The organism is Chitinophaga sp. ARDCPP14 (genome assembly GCF_051362515.1).
Taxonomy (GTDB): Bacteria; Bacteroidota; Bacteroidia; order Chitinophagales; family Chitinophagaceae; genus Chitinophaga.
In genome coordinates, this window is record NZ_JBKIXB010000002.1 from 821912 (window position 1) to 837733 (window position 15822).

The 15822-nt window shown below is 46.0% G+C and carries 18 protein-coding genes and 1 riboswitch; of the genes, 5 read left to right on the top strand and 13 right to left on the bottom strand.

Translation table 11 applies throughout. From position 1 onward, the window contains the following. Positions 1-31 precede the first annotated feature (31 nt). From ACLHR0_RS08055 to ACLHR0_RS08065, 3 genes are all read right to left on the bottom strand, one after another. The gene (locus tag ACLHR0_RS08055; RefSeq protein ID WP_436485774.1) at positions 32-868 is read right to left on the bottom strand and encodes a ferritin-like domain-containing protein; all 837 of its coding nucleotides are present in this window, start codon (positions 866-868) and stop codon (positions 32-34) included. Positions 869-910: 42 nt separating this feature from the next. Continuing rightward, positions 911-1627, bottom strand: coding sequence for a ferritin-like domain-containing protein (locus ACLHR0_RS08060; RefSeq protein WP_436485776.1), 717 nt, complete (start codon positions 1625-1627; stop codon positions 911-913). A gap of 253 nt (positions 1628-1880) precedes the next feature. After that, positions 1881-2033 (bottom strand): lmo0937 family membrane protein, encoded by a 153-nt coding sequence (locus tag ACLHR0_RS08065; RefSeq protein ID WP_142684433.1) that lies wholly within the window; start codon positions 2031-2033, stop codon positions 1881-1883. A gap of 256 nt (positions 2034-2289) precedes the next feature. Here ACLHR0_RS08065 and ACLHR0_RS08070 point away from each other — a divergent pair, with 256 nt between their 5' ends. Next, positions 2290-2745 (top strand): ferritin-like domain-containing protein, encoded by a 456-nt coding sequence (locus ACLHR0_RS08070; RefSeq protein ID WP_436485778.1) that lies wholly within the window; start codon positions 2290-2292, stop codon positions 2743-2745. Between the two features lie 405 nt (positions 2746-3150). Here ACLHR0_RS08070 and thiH read toward each other — a convergent pair whose 3' ends face one another. The 7 genes from thiH to thiS form a co-directional block, all read right to left on the bottom strand. Continuing rightward, positions 3151-4281, bottom strand: a complete 1131-nt coding sequence (thiH, locus tag ACLHR0_RS08075; RefSeq protein ID WP_436485780.1) for a 2-iminoacetate synthase ThiH — start codon at positions 4279-4281, stop codon at positions 3151-3153. Positions 4282-4310: 29 nt separating this feature from the next. Beyond that, a complete protein-coding gene (locus ACLHR0_RS08080; RefSeq protein ID WP_436485782.1) occupies positions 4311-5084 on the bottom strand; it encodes a thiazole synthase in 774 nt (257 codons plus the stop codon). Next, positions 5072-5704 (bottom strand): thiamine phosphate synthase, encoded by a 633-nt coding sequence (locus tag ACLHR0_RS08085; protein ID WP_436485784.1) that lies wholly within the window; start codon positions 5702-5704, stop codon positions 5072-5074. Before ACLHR0_RS08085 ends, ACLHR0_RS08080 begins: the two co-directional genes overlap by 13 nt. Then, positions 5701-6453: a hydroxymethylpyrimidine/phosphomethylpyrimidine kinase gene (locus tag ACLHR0_RS08090; protein WP_436485786.1), complete on the bottom strand. Its 753-nt coding sequence runs from the start codon at positions 6451-6453 to the stop codon at positions 5701-5703. The genes ACLHR0_RS08085 and ACLHR0_RS08090 overlap by 4 nt, the downstream gene beginning before the upstream one ends. Continuing rightward, complete coding sequence (locus ACLHR0_RS08095) at positions 6429-7085, bottom strand: thiamine phosphate synthase (protein WP_436485788.1); 657 nt, start codon at positions 7083-7085, stop codon at positions 6429-6431. Before ACLHR0_RS08095 ends, ACLHR0_RS08090 begins: the two co-directional genes overlap by 25 nt. Before the next feature lie 23 nt (positions 7086-7108). After that, a complete protein-coding gene (thiC, locus tag ACLHR0_RS08100; protein ID WP_436485790.1) occupies positions 7109-8965 on the bottom strand; it encodes a phosphomethylpyrimidine synthase ThiC in 1857 nt (618 codons plus the stop codon). 84 nt (positions 8966-9049) lie between these two features. Continuing rightward, entirely contained in the window at positions 9050-9253 is a 204-nt protein-coding gene (thiS, locus tag ACLHR0_RS08105) for a sulfur carrier protein ThiS (protein ID WP_079471618.1), read from the bottom strand. A gap of 52 nt (positions 9254-9305) precedes the next feature. Next, positions 9306-9409: riboswitch (TPP riboswitch) on the bottom strand. Positions 9410-9472: 63 nt separating this feature from the next. Here thiS and ACLHR0_RS08110 point away from each other — a divergent pair. After that, a complete protein-coding gene (locus ACLHR0_RS08110; protein WP_370909005.1) occupies positions 9473-9949 on the top strand; it encodes a lipocalin family protein in 477 nt (158 codons plus the stop codon). Here ACLHR0_RS08110 and ACLHR0_RS08115 read toward each other — a convergent pair. From ACLHR0_RS08115 to dnaN, 3 genes are all read right to left on the bottom strand, one after another. Continuing rightward, positions 9946-10197 carry a hypothetical protein gene (locus tag ACLHR0_RS08115; protein WP_370909006.1) on the bottom strand — a complete coding sequence of 84 codons (252 nt, stop codon included), beginning with the start codon at positions 10195-10197 and terminating at the stop codon, positions 9946-9948. The two genes, ACLHR0_RS08110 and ACLHR0_RS08115, sit on opposite strands and share 4 nt — an antisense overlap. A gap of 49 nt (positions 10198-10246) precedes the next feature. Next, positions 10247-11083, bottom strand: a complete 837-nt coding sequence (locus ACLHR0_RS08120) for a sterol desaturase family protein (protein ID WP_436485793.1) — start codon at positions 11081-11083, stop codon at positions 10247-10249. A gap of 336 nt (positions 11084-11419) precedes the next feature. After that, a complete protein-coding gene (gene dnaN / locus ACLHR0_RS08125; RefSeq protein WP_370909008.1) occupies positions 11420-12538 on the bottom strand; it encodes a DNA polymerase III subunit beta in 1119 nt (372 codons plus the stop codon). Between the two features lie 386 nt (positions 12539-12924). Between dnaN and ACLHR0_RS08130 the strand changes: the two genes are divergently transcribed. The 3 genes from ACLHR0_RS08130 to ACLHR0_RS08140 all read left to right on the top strand — a co-directional run bounded on the left by ACLHR0_RS08130 (position 12925) and on the right by ACLHR0_RS08140 (position 15803). After that, positions 12925-14184 carry a pyridoxal phosphate-dependent aminotransferase gene (locus ACLHR0_RS08130; protein WP_370909009.1) on the top strand — a complete coding sequence of 420 codons (1260 nt, stop codon included), beginning with the start codon at positions 12925-12927 and terminating at the stop codon, positions 14182-14184. A 389-nt stretch (positions 14185-14573) separates the two neighbouring features. Then, positions 14574-15179 carry a TetR/AcrR family transcriptional regulator gene (locus ACLHR0_RS08135; RefSeq protein ID WP_429043407.1) on the top strand — a complete coding sequence of 202 codons (606 nt, stop codon included), beginning with the start codon at positions 14574-14576 and terminating at the stop codon, positions 15177-15179. Between the two features lie 9 nt (positions 15180-15188). Next, on the top strand, positions 15189-15803 hold the full coding sequence (locus ACLHR0_RS08140) for a TetR/AcrR family transcriptional regulator (RefSeq protein WP_436485796.1): 615 nt from the start codon (positions 15189-15191) through the stop codon (positions 15801-15803). Positions 15804-15822 lie beyond the last annotated feature (19 nt).

A 15822-nucleotide genomic window follows, 5' to 3' on the forward strand; every position in this document is an offset into this window, starting at 1 on the left:
TTTTCTACATCTGACCAACTATATAGCGTACTTAAGATTTTATAAACAAAGAAGCAATGGGTAATACCTGCGCCATCGACAATGGTTCATCAAATGCTTCTGATGCGCTGTTAGCCCCGATGTTACCACCCAATGCGGCAATGTCCACCCCTGCCTGCATGGTTAACTCCTCTCCTGCATAGGAAGGATTTACCGCGGTAGTAGCGATGCCGCTTTGGTTCAGGGTAATCCAGGGTTTAAGTGCAGGGGAAGCACCCAGCGTACCCAATGCCCTGCGCATCATCCGGATATGGGCTGCATGGCGTGCTTCCACAGAATGTATATTCAGTGCCGCCGTGAGCACCGTATTATTTCCCGATAAATTTCCTGCCTGGCCTTTATAGGCGCGAACGCCGGTATCTTCAAATGTTTGTGCGATAGCCAGGAAGAAATTGTAATCGGTAAAAACGGCCGGGAAGGTGCCACCGGCGGTGAAGTCGAACGCAGGACCGGCAGGCGCGCCACCCATGTTACTGAGCACACTTTTCAAAAAAATAACGTGAGCGGTTTCATGGTTCCTGATGGTAGTGAGGGCGGCAGTTGCAGCCGCAGTAGGTATCAGGCCGGGCGTGGCTACCCCTTTTACATAAAAAGCCTCTTCAAGATATTCCAGTGTAAGGGCGTATTTCAATACATCTGCTACCGAAGTACCGGTAGATTGCGCATATGTTTTATTAAACATGCTGCCCAGTGCAAACGGAATAGCTGCGAGTGCAATTTTACCGCTGATATTGGTAAATTGTTTCATGGCATTGCGGCGGGAATCCAGCCGGTCGTATACATCAGGATCGATTTTTTCGATTTCCTTGAAAATATTGAACAGGTCCATATAATCAGATTTTAAACAGATAAAATAATAATAGCAGTTGCTTTACTTAGGTAATGTGTTTGTATTGATCCTGGTTTTGATATACGTTTTGGCAATGTTGAAAACGTCTATCGGCGTCCTGCTTTTATCCAGTCCGTTTGCATCTATTACATCGCCGGCAGCAAATGATCCCGGCTCAATCAGGTCCCGGATATAGGCTGCATGACGTGCTTCTACCGACACTATTTTGCCTGCGAGACCGAGATATACCAATCCTGTTGAAGAAGATGAAATATACTGCCCTGCGCCGTTGTAGGCGGAAACACCCAGGTCTTCAAATGCTTTAGCCGTTGCCAGTACGCTGGCCCTTTTGGTGAAGTCAATGGAACTGAAGTCCACCTCCAGGCCAGCGATGGCATTGGTTGATAAAGCGGTTTTGAAAAACTCGCGATGCCCTATTTCATGATTTCTGATATCTTTAAAAAAATCAAGTTCCGTGTCGGAAATACCTGCGTAGGGTGTAAGCACCACCTGCGAATAGAAGGCCGCCTCCAGCTGCTCAAGGGCATAAGCATAATTTAGTACAGCTACGTCACCTGAACCCAGGCTCACACCGGAGCCCCCCATATTGTTATCATCTTTTTTATTACAGCTGGCGGCAATGGCAGCAGCAGTAACAAATGCAGAGCCCATGCCGAGGTATTTCAGAAAGTTGCGGCGCTGCAGATTAGGCATAACTTCCTTACCCTCCTCCTGAGAGGGGTTCTTGAGAATGTACATAAGAGAAAGTTTTAGGTGAATAGATAATACATGATCACAATGCCCTGTTGCTTAACAGTGGCGGGTTTTAAAGATGCCTGGAGGTATGCTCGCACAGGTATCTGACGACCATATACGGGGTGCGACAAAAAGCGGTTTTAAAAAAGGTAAAATATTTTCAGCACGACGGAAATGGAAGGGATAACAAAAAAATCCCCGTCTAATTGGTAACGAATCACCAATTAGACAGGGAAGAATAAAGTGCAGCGTAATCCTATAAGGCCCTGCCTCTGATTATATTTACAAGGATGGCAATAATAGCCAGCACAAGTAAGGCGTGTATTAAACCACCGGCTGAATAAACAAAGAATCCAAGTATCCATCCTATAATGAGAATTACGGCAATTAAATAAAGAAGGCTGTTCATGTCTTAAGGATTTGGTTCGCTTATTATACTAGAAAATTTATGCCAATAAGATAATCGCTTTGTATACAGCTATTTCCCATTGCTGACACCGCTCCATTGTGGAACCTTCTCCACCATCCGAGAAAAAAAAGGACGGGAAATAGCAGGCTCTCCATCTGGAAATACCTTGTGCTAAAGGGTTTTATAGTATGGACACATTTTTGGAAATAAAATGGTTATATTATAAGACTATTTTTTTAACCATAAATTTTTGATCATGTTACAAGAGGAAAAGTTGGTCACACTTTTAAGCGATCTCGTAAAAATCAACAATGACCGGATAGAAGGATATAAGCAAGCGCAGGACGCCAGTGATGACGCAGATGTGAAGGCGTTATTTCAACATATGATCAACGACAGTTTAAAATATGTAGCAGAACTAAACCTGTTATTGAGAGCGCAGGGCGCAGATGCGGAAACTGATACTACTGTTAGCGGGAAACTATACCGCACATGGATGGCCATAAAAACTACGTTTACAGGAAAGGACCGGTATTCTCTTTTTTCCTCCTGTGAATATGGGGAAGATGCCGTACAGCGTGCCTACGCCGATGCCCTCAGTATGGATGTAGCCATGCCCTATAGTATGAGGGAAATCATTGGCAATCAACAGGCAAACCTCAAGGAAGCACACGATACTATTAAGAGCTACCGCGATGTAGTAAGTCAATAGCATGCTGTGCAGACAGCTACCGCCTGTTCTTTTTGTTCAAATCAACCCATTAAGCGGTTGTTCAGGATAGCCATATTACTTTTAGATTCATGAAATTCCAATCATACTTATATTAATAAGTAATATGGCAACTACGGGATTTTCGGTACAGGGCTGCTTCCTCATCGTTTGAAGCAGCCCTTTTTTTATATTGGATATGGGAGATTTTTTGTGAAATAAGCCCCTAAAAACAGCGAACAGGAACCGGTTCTGTTCAATGGCAGTATTGCTGTTCATTTTGTTCAGTTTAGCCAGGGGCTTTTGGAATTCAAAGACCTATACTATCTTTGAAATGATTGAGAGAAGTATCTCTTGTATTACTTTTAACCTCCCCATGAAAAACAACAACAATAACTACCAGGTGGTCTAACCAACCACCTTTTTTATTTCCCCTGAGAAGGCAGGATCCCAATCTTTCCAAACCGGTTCAAATCCTTGTTCCCGTAGCATACCGGCAATAGTGGCGGCGCTCCGGTCGTCAGATATTTCAAATTGCTCCAGTGACTGCTGATCCACCACATAGCCACCAGGATTGGTTTTTGACGCAGCACTCATGGCTGTCACGCCCAGATGCACAATGTTATTCCGGAATTTTTCCTCTTCCCGGGTAGAAATACTAAGCTCCACTTCCTGGTTGAAGAGCCGGTAGGCGCAGATCAGCTGTACCAACTCCCGGTCGTTCATTACTACTTTCGGTGTTAACCCGCCTGAAAATGGCCGCAGCCGCGGGAAGGAGATACTGTATTTTGTTTGCCAGTATTTTTTCTCGAGGTAGGCCAGGTGCAGCGCGGTAAAGAAACTGTCGGTGCGCCAGTCCTCCAGCCCTATCAGCACCCCAAGCCCCATTTTATGAATGCCGGCACGTCCCAGCCGGTCGGGCGTTTCCAGGCGATAGTCGAAGTTCGACTTTCGTCCTTTGGGGTGATGTTTTTTATAGTCGTCCTGGTGGTACGTTTCCTGGTACACCAACACAGCATGCAATCCCAGTTCCGCGAGTTCCCGGTAATCCTGTTCGTCCATCGGCTGCACTTCCATCGAAATATTGGCAAAATGCGGCCGGAGCAGTTGCAAGGTCTTTTTAAAATAGTCGGTGCTTACCAGCTGGTTAGCTTCTCCCGTTACCAGCAAAACATGCTCAAACCCCATCTCTTTGATAGCAGCTGTTTCCAGCAGGATTTCCGCAGGGCTGAGGGTTTTTCGCCTTATCTTGTTATCGAGACTAAATCCGCAATAGGTGCAGATGTTCTGGCATTCGTTCGACAAATACATCGGGATATACAACTGCATAGTGTTCCCAAACCGCTGACGGGTGAGCGCCTGACTGATAGCCGCCATTTGGGAGAGGTAAGGCGCCGCCGCCGGGGAAATAAGTGCCGCAAAATCTTCCAGTGAACGGCGCTGGTTATGCAGGGCCTGTTCCACATCCCTGGCTGTTTTAGCATAGATGCCGGCCTTTACCTCGTTCCAGTCATACTGATCAAATATGCTTTTAAACATACGGAAGGATTAATAAGATGATAAAATAATTATGCTTCATCAAGAAATGCGATCAACGGACTGGAAGCTACCGCGTGCTGGCTGCTGGCAGGTAAACCAGCTTCGTAGGCCATGCGCCCCGCTTCCACTCCTGCTTTAAATGCGGCGGCCATCTCCACCGGGTTACGGGCCACGGCTATCGCGGTGTTTACCAGCACAGCGCTGGCGCCCATTTCCATTGCCTGCACGGCATGGGAAGGACTGCCAATACCTGCATCCACAATTACCGGTATATTACTTTGTGCAATAATGATTTCCAGGAAATCGAAGGTTTTCAATCCCTTATTGCTGCCAATAGGAGCGCCAAGCGGCATCACCGCCGCAGTGCCCACATCTTCCAGCCGCTTGCATAATACCGGGTCGGCATGCACATAAGGAAGCACTACGAAACCCAGTTTCACCAGCTCTTCCGCCGCCAGTAATGTTTCTATCGGGTCGGGCATGAGGTAGCGGGGATCAGGATGGATTTCCAGCTTTATCCAGTTGGTTTCCAACGCTTCACGGGCTAACTGTGCCGCATATACGGCTTCTTTGGCAGTACGCACGCCGGAAGTATTTGGAAGCAGGTGTATTCTTGAATGCGCCAGGTGCCGCAGCATATCATCTGCCTTATTATCCATTTCCACCCGTTTTAGCGCCACGGTGACCAGCTCACTGCCAGAGGCCAGCAGCGCACTTTCCATCACCTGGGGAGAAGAAAATTTACCGGTACCGGTAAACAAACGGGAATGAAATTCCCTGCCGGCAATAATTAATGGCTCCATGTGGATAATTGTTTTAACTGTTGATGAATCTGGTTCACAACGGCCCGTTTGTCTGTTGCATGTGTAATCAGTCCGCTGACGGCAATACCGTGAATACCGGTTTCCATCAATGCCGGGATATCTTCCGGCAGGATACCGCCAATGGCAATAACTGGAATGCCTATATTTTTTTCTTTTAAAGATTGCAGGATAGATTGATAACCGCTGAGTCCCAATATGGGGCTGAGATTTTGCTTGGTGGTAGTGAACCGGAACGGACCAACACCTACGTAGTTGGCGCCATCCTGCACATGCTGCAGGATATCTTCAAGGGTATTAGCCGTGCCGCCAACAATCATGTTGCAGCCGGTAATAGCACGGGCCGCGGCAACAGTCATATCCAGTTTGCCTATGTGTACGCCCGCTGCATTTACCGCTACCGCGATCTCCGGATAGTCGTTGATAATGAGAGACGCCTGGTAACGATCGCAGATTTTTTTTGCCAGCTCCGCCAGCGGCAATACGGTGGCCGGTGATTCGTTTTTGATACGAAGCTGGATCCATTTGCAGCCGGCGTCACAGGCGGCGAGTATATTATCGGTATGCGATGGTTGCGATATGTAATGTAAGTTGCTGATCATATGTGATGGTATCCTGTTAATGATGAATGACTGGCCAATAAATTTTCCGTATATACTTTACCGTTAGCACATGCTTCCGGTAGTGAAACGCCGCGTGCCAAACCAGCAGTGATGGCGGCCGACAGCACACAGCCCGAACCATGTTTTGGAAATACTTCTTTCTGTACAGGAGGAAAGGTATGGATCACATCACCGGTATAAAGTATATCGTATCCCGGTTTGTTTTTATGATGACCTCCCTTTAGCAGTACCGCGCAGCCGGCAGATAATTGCCGGGCGGCTGCTTCTCCATCCGTAAGCCCTGTTAACAACAATGCTTCGTCGTAATTAGGCGTTAACAGGTAAATTTCGGCCAGCAGTTCTTTCCAGGCCTGCTGGTGAATGCTGCCGTGGAAAGAGAAACCCGCCGACGCTTTTAATACCGGGTCCACGATGATACGTATACCGGGCGATAATTGTTTTACCTGTCTTACCAGCTCCAGCAAAGACTGTATATCCGGCATGATACCTATTTTGCAGTATTGCAGCCGCGTACTGCATAACAACGGTTTTGCCTGCGCCAGTATATGCGTTACCGGTATCCACTCCACTGATATAAATTGTGCAGGTGTTTGCACCGTACTGGCAGTACAAACGCCCATTCCGTTTACCATGTGTTGTTCAAATGTTTTGATATCTGCCAGTAAACCTGCGCCCCCGCTGGGATCCAGACCGGCAAAGCTCATCACGTAAGGTCGCTCTTGTTCCATAGCTGTTGAATACGGCAGTAATTTTCCACGGCTTGCGCCGGTATTTTCCAGATGGCTCCCAGCAAAGCTGCACCATCAAATTGCCATGGTTTTAATAAATGTATATTGCTGTGATCCACGCCTCCCAAAGCAAGCACCCGGCGGTTGTTTTTATCAGGTAACATCCCTTGTACCCGGCCATGATAGCCAGGTTTTGAGATACTGTTAAATACCGGGCTCAGTAACAATGTTTGAAAGCGTTTGTCCGTTAGCGTTATACCTTCCGGCGAATGAATACCTGTGCTGTTTTCCTTAAAATTTTCCGGAGATAGATAACTGGTTAGTGGTTCCGTTTCACCGGCACCTGGAGCCGTTTTTTCGTTACTGGTCGCAGCATCTGATAAAAACCGTTGTATCCCCTCTCTGCTCCAGTGTACGCCCGCGAGGCTATACCTGGCAGCGAGCGCACCATGATCACTGATAAGTACGCGGTTGTAATACTCCGGCGGCAGCTTGTCCAGTAAAGCGGCATACTGCCCGGCTGACCAGCCAGGCTTTCTTAACAGTACCCGCTCTACTCCCGCAGTTAATAAGGCCGCAAGGATATCCACTTCTTCGTGTATACGTTCGGGTGATGTGATGATCCAGATCAAATATTTGTGTTTAAATGCTGTATCTACAGGTAAATTTCGCCGCCCTGTTCTGCAAAAGCTGCGGCCTTTTCCTTCATGCCGGCAGTCATGGCGTCCTCTTCTTCCAAACCTTTTTGCGCGGCGAAGTCACGTACTTCCTGCGTGATTTTCATGGAGCAGAAGTTGGGACCGCACATAGAACAGAAATGAGCCACCTTCGCGCCGTCTGCAGGCAGTGTTTCGTCGTGATACGAGCGGGCTGTTTCCGGATCCAGGGCCAGGTTGAACTGGTCTTCCCAGCGGAATTCAAAGCGGGCCTTGCTGAGTGCATTGTCCCTGTGTTGCGCACCCGGGTGGCCTTTCGCCAGGTCGGCAGCATGCGCAGCGATCTTATAGGTGATCACCCCCTGCCGTACATCTTCTTTATTTGGTAACCCAAGATGTTCCTTTGGTGTTACATAACATAACATGGCACAGCCAAACCAGCCTATCATGGCGGCGCCTATTCCTGAAGTGATATGATCGTAGCCAGGTGCGATGTCGGTGGTTAAAGGGCCAAGTGTGTAGAAAGGCGCTTCATGACAGTGCTCCAGTTGCTTATCCATGTTGGTTTTGATGAGGTGCATGGGTACGTGGCCCGGACCTTCAATCATTACCTGTACTGAGTGTTTCCATGCTATTTTGGTAAGTTCCCCCAGGGTTTCAAGTTCTGCAAACTGCGCGGCATCATTGGCATCGGCAATACTGCCCGGGCGTAATCCATCGCCCAGGGAAAATGAAACGTCGTATGCCTTCATGATTTCGCAAATCTCTTCGAAATGTGTGTACAGGAAATTTTCCTTGTGATGCGCCAGGCACCATTTAGCCATGATGGAGCCTCCGCGGGAAACAATGCCGGTTACGCGTTTGGCTGTTAACGGTATATATCTCAGCAGCACGCCGGCATGGATGGTGAAGTAGTCCACACCTTGTTCTGCCTGTTCAATCAATGTGTCGCGGAAAATTTCCCATGTAAGGGCTTCCGCTTTTCCGTTCACTTTTTCCAGTGCCTGGTAAATAGGTACGGTGCCAATGGGCACGGGCGAATTACGGATAATCCATTCCCTGGTTTCGTGGATATTTTTGCCGGTGCTGAGGTCCATGATGGTATCTGCGCCCCAACGGCAGGACCATACTGCTTTTTCCACTTCTTCTTCTATACTGGAAGTAACCGCGGAGTTGCCGATGTTGGCATTTATTTTTACAAGAAAATTGCGGCCAATGATCATGGGTTCACTTTCCGGGTGGTTAATATTAGCGGGGATGATGGCCCTGCCGGCGGCAATTTCCTGGCGTACAAATTCAGGGGTGATGAACTTTACAGGTGTGTTGGCGCCAAAGCTCTGGCCTTTATGCTGGTCCCAGAGGGGGTTGTTTTGCTCAAACAGTTTGTCGGCGCATTGATTTTCCCGGATAGCAATGTATTCCATTTCGGGTGTAATGATGCCTTGTTGTGCGTAGTACAACTGGGTTACATTTTGACCGGGTTTGGCGCGCAACGGTTTATGCGTGTGGCTCATCAAAGGCATCTTGCCTCCTTCTTTCATCAGTTCTCTTACAAAGGGACTGGTATACTCCGGGAGTTGCTCCACGTCTTTCCGGCTGTTGATCCATGTTTCACGGATGCGCGGAATACCGGTGGCCACATCAATATGGATATTGGGGTCGGAAAAGGCGCCGCTGGTATCGTATACAACAACGGGGGCGTTAGGAACGGCTTCTCCGTTTTTTCCATGAATGCGTGTATCCGTGAGCGTTATTTTGCGCATGGCTACTTTTACCGGGTGGATCGTTCCGTCCACATATATTTTTTCTGAAGCAGGAAAGGGTGTGCGGCTAAGTGCCACAGGCTGATTATGCATGATGTCTGGTTTTTTTAGAGATAGAAATGCCGGTCCGTAATGATGCATCACGGAAAAGACTATACGAAAAATGAAATGCAGGGTTTAGCCGCCCTGGGTAGCCCGGATAATAGTAATATTATCGGCTGCAGATAGTGGTTGGTTTTCCCAGGAGGTTTTCGGTATCACCTGGTTGTTGACGGCCACTGCAATGCCTTTTTGAGCAGAGATCTGAATAAACTGTAAGAGTGCAGCGATGGTTGTTCCCGGCTGCACCGCATAAAGTTTATTGTTTACATGCACTTCCATGTTAATTGGAATTTAAGTGAAACAATAAACTTTAAGGATGTGGAAAGATGAGAAAGGTTCAGTTACTTTTCCCTACGGCAGTATGAACTGCTTCAGGTACTGAGGGTATCATCTCAGTTTATCCTTCATATTGGATAAACACCCCTAAAGTGTAGATGTAAAAGTAATGGAAATATTTAAAAATTACATTACAAATGATGAATTGTGTATTTTTAAATTATGGTACGATTCAGTTTAATGTGTTTATTGATACTGGCGGTTGCCTGTAAGGGGAGTAAGAAGGAGGCGGAGCAGGAAGAATTACAGGATGACAGCAGCCTGGTTAGTATAATCGCAGACAGCAGTAATGCCGGCATTACTGACAGCATTGCTGCTGTTGCGGATACGCTGCATATTGACGCAGCTAAGCTCATAGGAAAGTGGATACAGCCCGTAGCGGGCCTGGATAAGGAAACGCAGGGTTTTCAGCTTAGAAAGAACGGAACTGCCAGATCCATTAACATGTACACACTGGTATACGAAAAATGGTTACTGACACACGACACCCTGCTGTTGTGGAATCATTCTGAAGGTGTAAAAGATACCTCCACGATCGTGGATACAACTATTATAAAAGAACTGTCAGACACCTCACTGGTATTGTTTCCTGTAAAAGCCGCCGAAGGCTACGTGGAAAAATACCATAGAAGCAATTAATTATATAGCTGCCAGAGTCCTACCAGGCAGGCTACTACCGCCATAAATACGCCGGCAGCAGCGAGCTGCATATCGTCAATATTTTTTCTTCCTATATACAGGGAAAGAAGACCAACTACTATAGCTACTGAGCCTGCGGTAACTGCATAGGAAGGCGTGTGTGTACTGAAAGCGAATGCTGCCGATAGTACACCAATGATGAGCGCTGATATACAGGCTGTTTTTGTTAATGCTGTTGAGTGTTGCATATATTCGAATTTTAAAGAACAGGTGAAGGAATAATTATTTGCAGGTATTTTATTTATGCTGACTACTGATCTTTTCCTTCATCACGGGATTATCGTGTTCCCAGGGCACTTTTAACAGGGATCCTATTTCCTGGTAGCGGGCGTCCTGGTATTCATCCAGTCCGTATCTGATCGCCAGTGTATCCGGTACTTTTATAAAAGTGCCGAAGAGGCGATCCCATATAGAAAATATATTGGCATAATTAGCGTCTGTTTCGGGCTGGTAATGACTATGATGTACCTTATGCATATCCGGTGATACAATGATCCAGCTAAGCGCGTTATCCAGCCATTTGGGCAGATGGATATTAGCGTGATTGAACTGCGACATTAAGGCCGATATGGTCTGGTATAACATAATCATCCAGAAGGGCACTCCGAGAATCATAATAGCGGCAAAAAGGGCTATTACTCTCCATAGGCTTTCCACCGGGTGGTGTCTGAGGGCGGTAGTGGCGTCTATCTGTGTATCTATGTGGTGAATTTTATGAAAATGCCACATCCAGGCCGTTTTATGCTGTACCCAATGTATGAGCCAGGCCCCAATAAAATCCAGCAGTAATAATGCCAGTATGGTGTGTAGCCACAGCGGCAGTTGGGTCAGGTACAGGATGCCGAACTGCTGGGCGCTGGTCCACCGGGAAGCCTTTACAATAAGAAATGCCAGCCCTGTATTTACAATCACCGTGGTTAATGTAAAAAAGAGATTGGTACCGGCATGGCGGTAGCGGTTGCTGCTAAAACGGAACCGGGGGGCTATGCCCTCAATGATCCATAACAACAATAGCCCGCTCACCAGGATAGCAGTACGGTATACTGACGGAATATTTTCAAAAAAACTTACCATATCATGGTAATATATATAACGGTCTTTTTACGCTATGCTGTGGTTCTCCTTAACCAGGCCAACAAAATCTCTGCAGTGGATATGGGGGATGTGATCTTGTAATACGCAGTAAACATATATCCGTTACTGTTATTACCCTTGCGTTACTGTCCTGAATCCTCGGGTGTGTTCCAACCACTGATTCCGGAGAAAAATTACAACTATTTGGGGAATATAAAAAGGCCTCTTTTAGGCCACAGGCAAAGAAAAAAGCAACCTCTTTGTCAGAGATTGCTTTATGTATGAGTTTTTAGCTATAAGTATTTATCTTTTTAGCATTTAGCTAACAACCGCCGATTAGTTGTTCAGCATCAGCGGCATTACCAGCATAAGGAGGTCCTCATTCTCTTCTTTTTCGGATGGTCTGAGGATACCTGCTTTGGTGGCAGTGGCCAGATCGATGGAGATTTCATCTCCTTCCGCTGCATTCAGCATTTCGATGAGGAATTTCGCATTAAAAGCAATCTGCATATCATCGCCGGTGTACTGGCAGTTCATGCGTTCGTTACCTTCAAAGGAGAAGTCCACATCCTGGGCAGACAACTGGAGTTCGCTGCCGGTGATGCTTAAAGCTACCTGGTTGGTGCTCTTATTAGCGAATACCCCCACACGTTTCAAGGCGTTCTGGAAATCGCTTTTTACCACGGTGAGGCGGTAAGGATTATCTTTTGGTATTACTACCTTATAGTCAGGGAAACGGGCATCGATGAGGCGGCAGATCATCTGTGCGCCTTCGTGTTGCACGAAGAAGTGGTTCTGGCTATAAGCTACTTTAATTTCAGTTTCGTTATCAGGCAGGGCTGATTTCAGCAGGTTCAGCGGTTTTTTAGGCACAATGAAGGTGTCTGCCTGCGGGCACTTTACGTCTGTTCTTACATATTTCACCAGGCGATGTGCATCGGTGGCAACAAAAGTAAGACTGTCCGGAGCCAGCTCGAAGAATACGCCTGTCATAGCAGGTCGCAGGTCATCGTTGCTCACCGCAAACAGGGTTTTATTGATGGCGGTAACAAGACCTGTAGCAGCCATGGTAAAGGAGGTGGTATCATCCGCAGCGGGTTCTTTCGGGAAGTTCTCCGGGTTTTCCCCCATCACTTTATATTTACCATTGTCTGAAGTGATTTCTACTGCGTAGGAGTTCAGGTCAATGTGGAAAGTCAGTGGCTGGTCGGGCAGATTTTTGAGGGAATCCATCAGGATTTTTGCCGGGATACAGATCCGACCGCTTTCCTTGGCTTCCACCTCCAGCTTCACCCGCATAACAGTTTCCAGGTCAGTTGCAACTACAGTCAGTTCGTTTTTGTCAATCAGGAACATAAAATCCTCCAGTATAGGCAATACTGTGTTTGAATTGATAACCCCGCTGATCTGTTGTAATTGTTTTAATAAAGTAGAGGAAGAAACAATAAATTTCATGGTTTATATAAGTTTGCTTATCATTTTTTGTTGAAGGGTAACCTTTAGGGCATGCCGCCCTGATTTTCTCCTGGCACCTCACATAAAAGGTCAAATGTACTGTAAACAAAGATAGAAAGTTTTGTCGTTCTCCCTAATTTCATCACATCTTATACACTAAGATAACGTGGTTTTACACAACGATTTGCAGTCATTCATATATTTCTTTTTAGTATAATACTAGATAGAAAGAATAAAAATACCCCTTCTGGTTAGATGAGATGCAATAACCAGTGCCATTTATTAACGGAAGTGAAAAGAATTTACCTATTCTTTTAAATTATCTTCAAATCGGTTACTTTTGCCGCGCTGAAAAATTATTACAAACCAACAAAAAAAAGCAGGTTATGAAACTGTCTCATTTAGCCGAAACGTTGATTGGATCCGAAATCATTAAGTTAGCAGCTGAAATAAAGGAGAAACAGGCCAAGGGTGAGAAGATATACAACTTCACGATTGGCGATTTTGACCCGAAGGTATTTCCTATCCCGGTTGAATTTGAACAGGAAATCATAACAGCCTATAAGGAGCACCTGACCAATTATCCTCCTGCCGATGGTATCGCGGAGTTAAGACAGGCAGTAGGTGGTTTTATAGCTGAGCGTGAGGGTCTCTCCTACGATCCTGCAAAGGAAATCGTTATTTCCTGCGGCGGTCGTCCTATCATTTATGCTACATTCAGAACCATCGTTGACCGTGGCGAGAAAATAGTATACGCCACACCATCATGGAATAATAACCACTATACCCACTTCCTGGAAGCGGAACACGTAGTGCTGGAAACCAAGGCAGAAAACTTCTTTATGCCTACGGCTGCTGAACTGAAACCGCTCCTGAAAGGTGCTACCCTGCTGGCGCTCTGCTCTCCGCAGAACCCAACCGGTACCGCTTTCGGTAAGCAACAGCTGGAAGAGATATGCGACCTGGTACTGGCCGAAAACAAAAGCAGAGGCGCCGATGAAAAGCCCCTCTATGTATTGTTCGACCAGATGTATTGGGTGCTCACCTTTGGTGAAACACACCACCACAACCCGGTTACCCTCCGCCCGGAAATGAGGGATTATACGATCTTCATCGACGGTATGAGTAAAGCTTTCGCTGCTACCGGCGTAAGAGTTGGCTGGGCGTTAGGACCCGCACACGTAATTGGTAAAATGAAATCCATCCTTTCCCATGTTGGCGCCTGGAGCCCGATGGCAGAACAAAAAGCTGCTGCCCGCTACCTGGTACAGAAAGAAAATGTGGATAAATACCTGCAACACTTTAAAGGCGAAATCGAAGAAAGACTGGTGAAAATCTACGAAGGCTTCGACAAACTGAAAAATGCAGGTCATAAAGTAGAAGCCATTGCTCCCCAGGCTGCTATCTATCTCACCGTTAAATTTGACCTGGTAGGCAAACAAACGGCTGATGGCACTGCGCTTGCAGATCAGGCCGCTGTTACCTCTTACATCCTGAATGAAGCTAAAATAGCCCTGGTGCCGTTCTATGCTTTCGGATCCGCTAAAAACTCTCCATGGTACCGCCTCAGCGTAGGTACCTGCGTGAAAGAAGAGATCCCGGCGATGTTTGAGAAACTGCAGGCTGCACTCGAAAAACTGAAATAGCGGAGAGATCGCCTTCGGCGATTAGAAATTGTCTTGGAGCAGGATTACGCTGATTTTACTGATTAGCTTGATTTTTATTTTTTGATTAATAACAATTAAGGGAGATATAGGCGGATTTTTTTCGCTTATATCTCCCTTAATCATTATAACAAAGTCCGATAACAAATAAATCAAAACATAATCAAATCAGGGCAATCAGTAAAATCAGCGTAATCCTGCTCCAAGACAATTTCTAATCGCCGAAGGCGATTACTCGGCTATATCTCCCAACCCTGACTTTCTGACTTTTATCTTCGAAAAGTTAAATGGGTGTTAAAAGGTCAACTTTAGTTACTATTTCAAAAAAAGTCCCTAATTTTGACCTTGAAACTAAAAAAGTCAAAAAGTTAATGCACACAGAAGCTAAAGATGAAATGAGGGATAAGATCCTGGAGGCGGCTCTGAAGCGTTTTACTCATTATGGCGCTTCTAAAACAACGATGAACGAGATAGCAGATGACCTTCACTGCTCTAAAGCATCGCTGTATTACTATTTCCCCGATAAAAAGGCGATGCACATTGCCGTGTTGCAAAAAATTGCGGAAGCATATTTTCAGCAAATGGAGAAGGAAGCAGTTCAGGTGAAATCGGCTGCCGAAGCATTATATAATATCATTGATCTCCGGAAAGATTTTATCAGCAAATTCTGCCGGCTGGAAATATTTAAAATATTACAGGATAATTCTGCGCTCTTCCTCGAAGAAAAGAAGAAGGCAAAACAACGGGAGTTTAATATCCATACCACCATCATTAAAGCAGGTATTGCATCAGGAGAGTTTAAAGTAAAAGATCCTGAAAAAACCGCGGAACTATTGGTGCTGGCTGCTATGGGATTGCGCTTTTCTGTGCCCGATCATATCCGGGAAGACATGGAGCTGGATGAAGAAATGATGGACCAGGTAATAGAAAAACAAAAACAGTTACTCGAAATTTTCATAAAAGGAATAAAAGCATAAACGGAAATCATGGTAGTGAGAGAAAGGATACTGGAAACTGCGCTGAAAATGTTCAGGACATACGGTGTGAAAGGAGTAACTATGTTTGATATCGCCCGCGACTGTGGGATTTCCAAGAAAACAGTATATGAGCATTTCGAAGACAAACAGGCGCTGATAGACGAAGGGATGCAACAACTGCTGACAAACCATATTAACTACTTCCATGAGTGTTTGCAAACCACAGACAATGCCATCGAAGAACTGGTGCGTAACATGAAGTACGTCACCAATCTGGCTAAAACCCTGAACCCGGTAATGCTGCACGAAATCCAGAAGTATCATCCGGATACCTGGCGCAGTATTGAGAGTTTTAAGTCGGATAACATGCTTTGTAACATCAAAAAGAATTTAAAAAGAGGAATGGCGGAAGGCCTATACCGCCAGAACCTTCATATAGATATTGTAGCACGTATGCGCCAGCTGCAGCTGGAGGCAGCTTTTGACCCGGAGCAATACCCCGCAGATCAATTTGAAATGCATGAGGTAATGGAACAGGTAACGGCCCACTTTATACTGGGAATTGCCACTATCCGGGGACATAAACTGGTAAACCAGTACCTGCAAATAAAAGAAGAAGAATAAAACTACTACGCTAAGATTT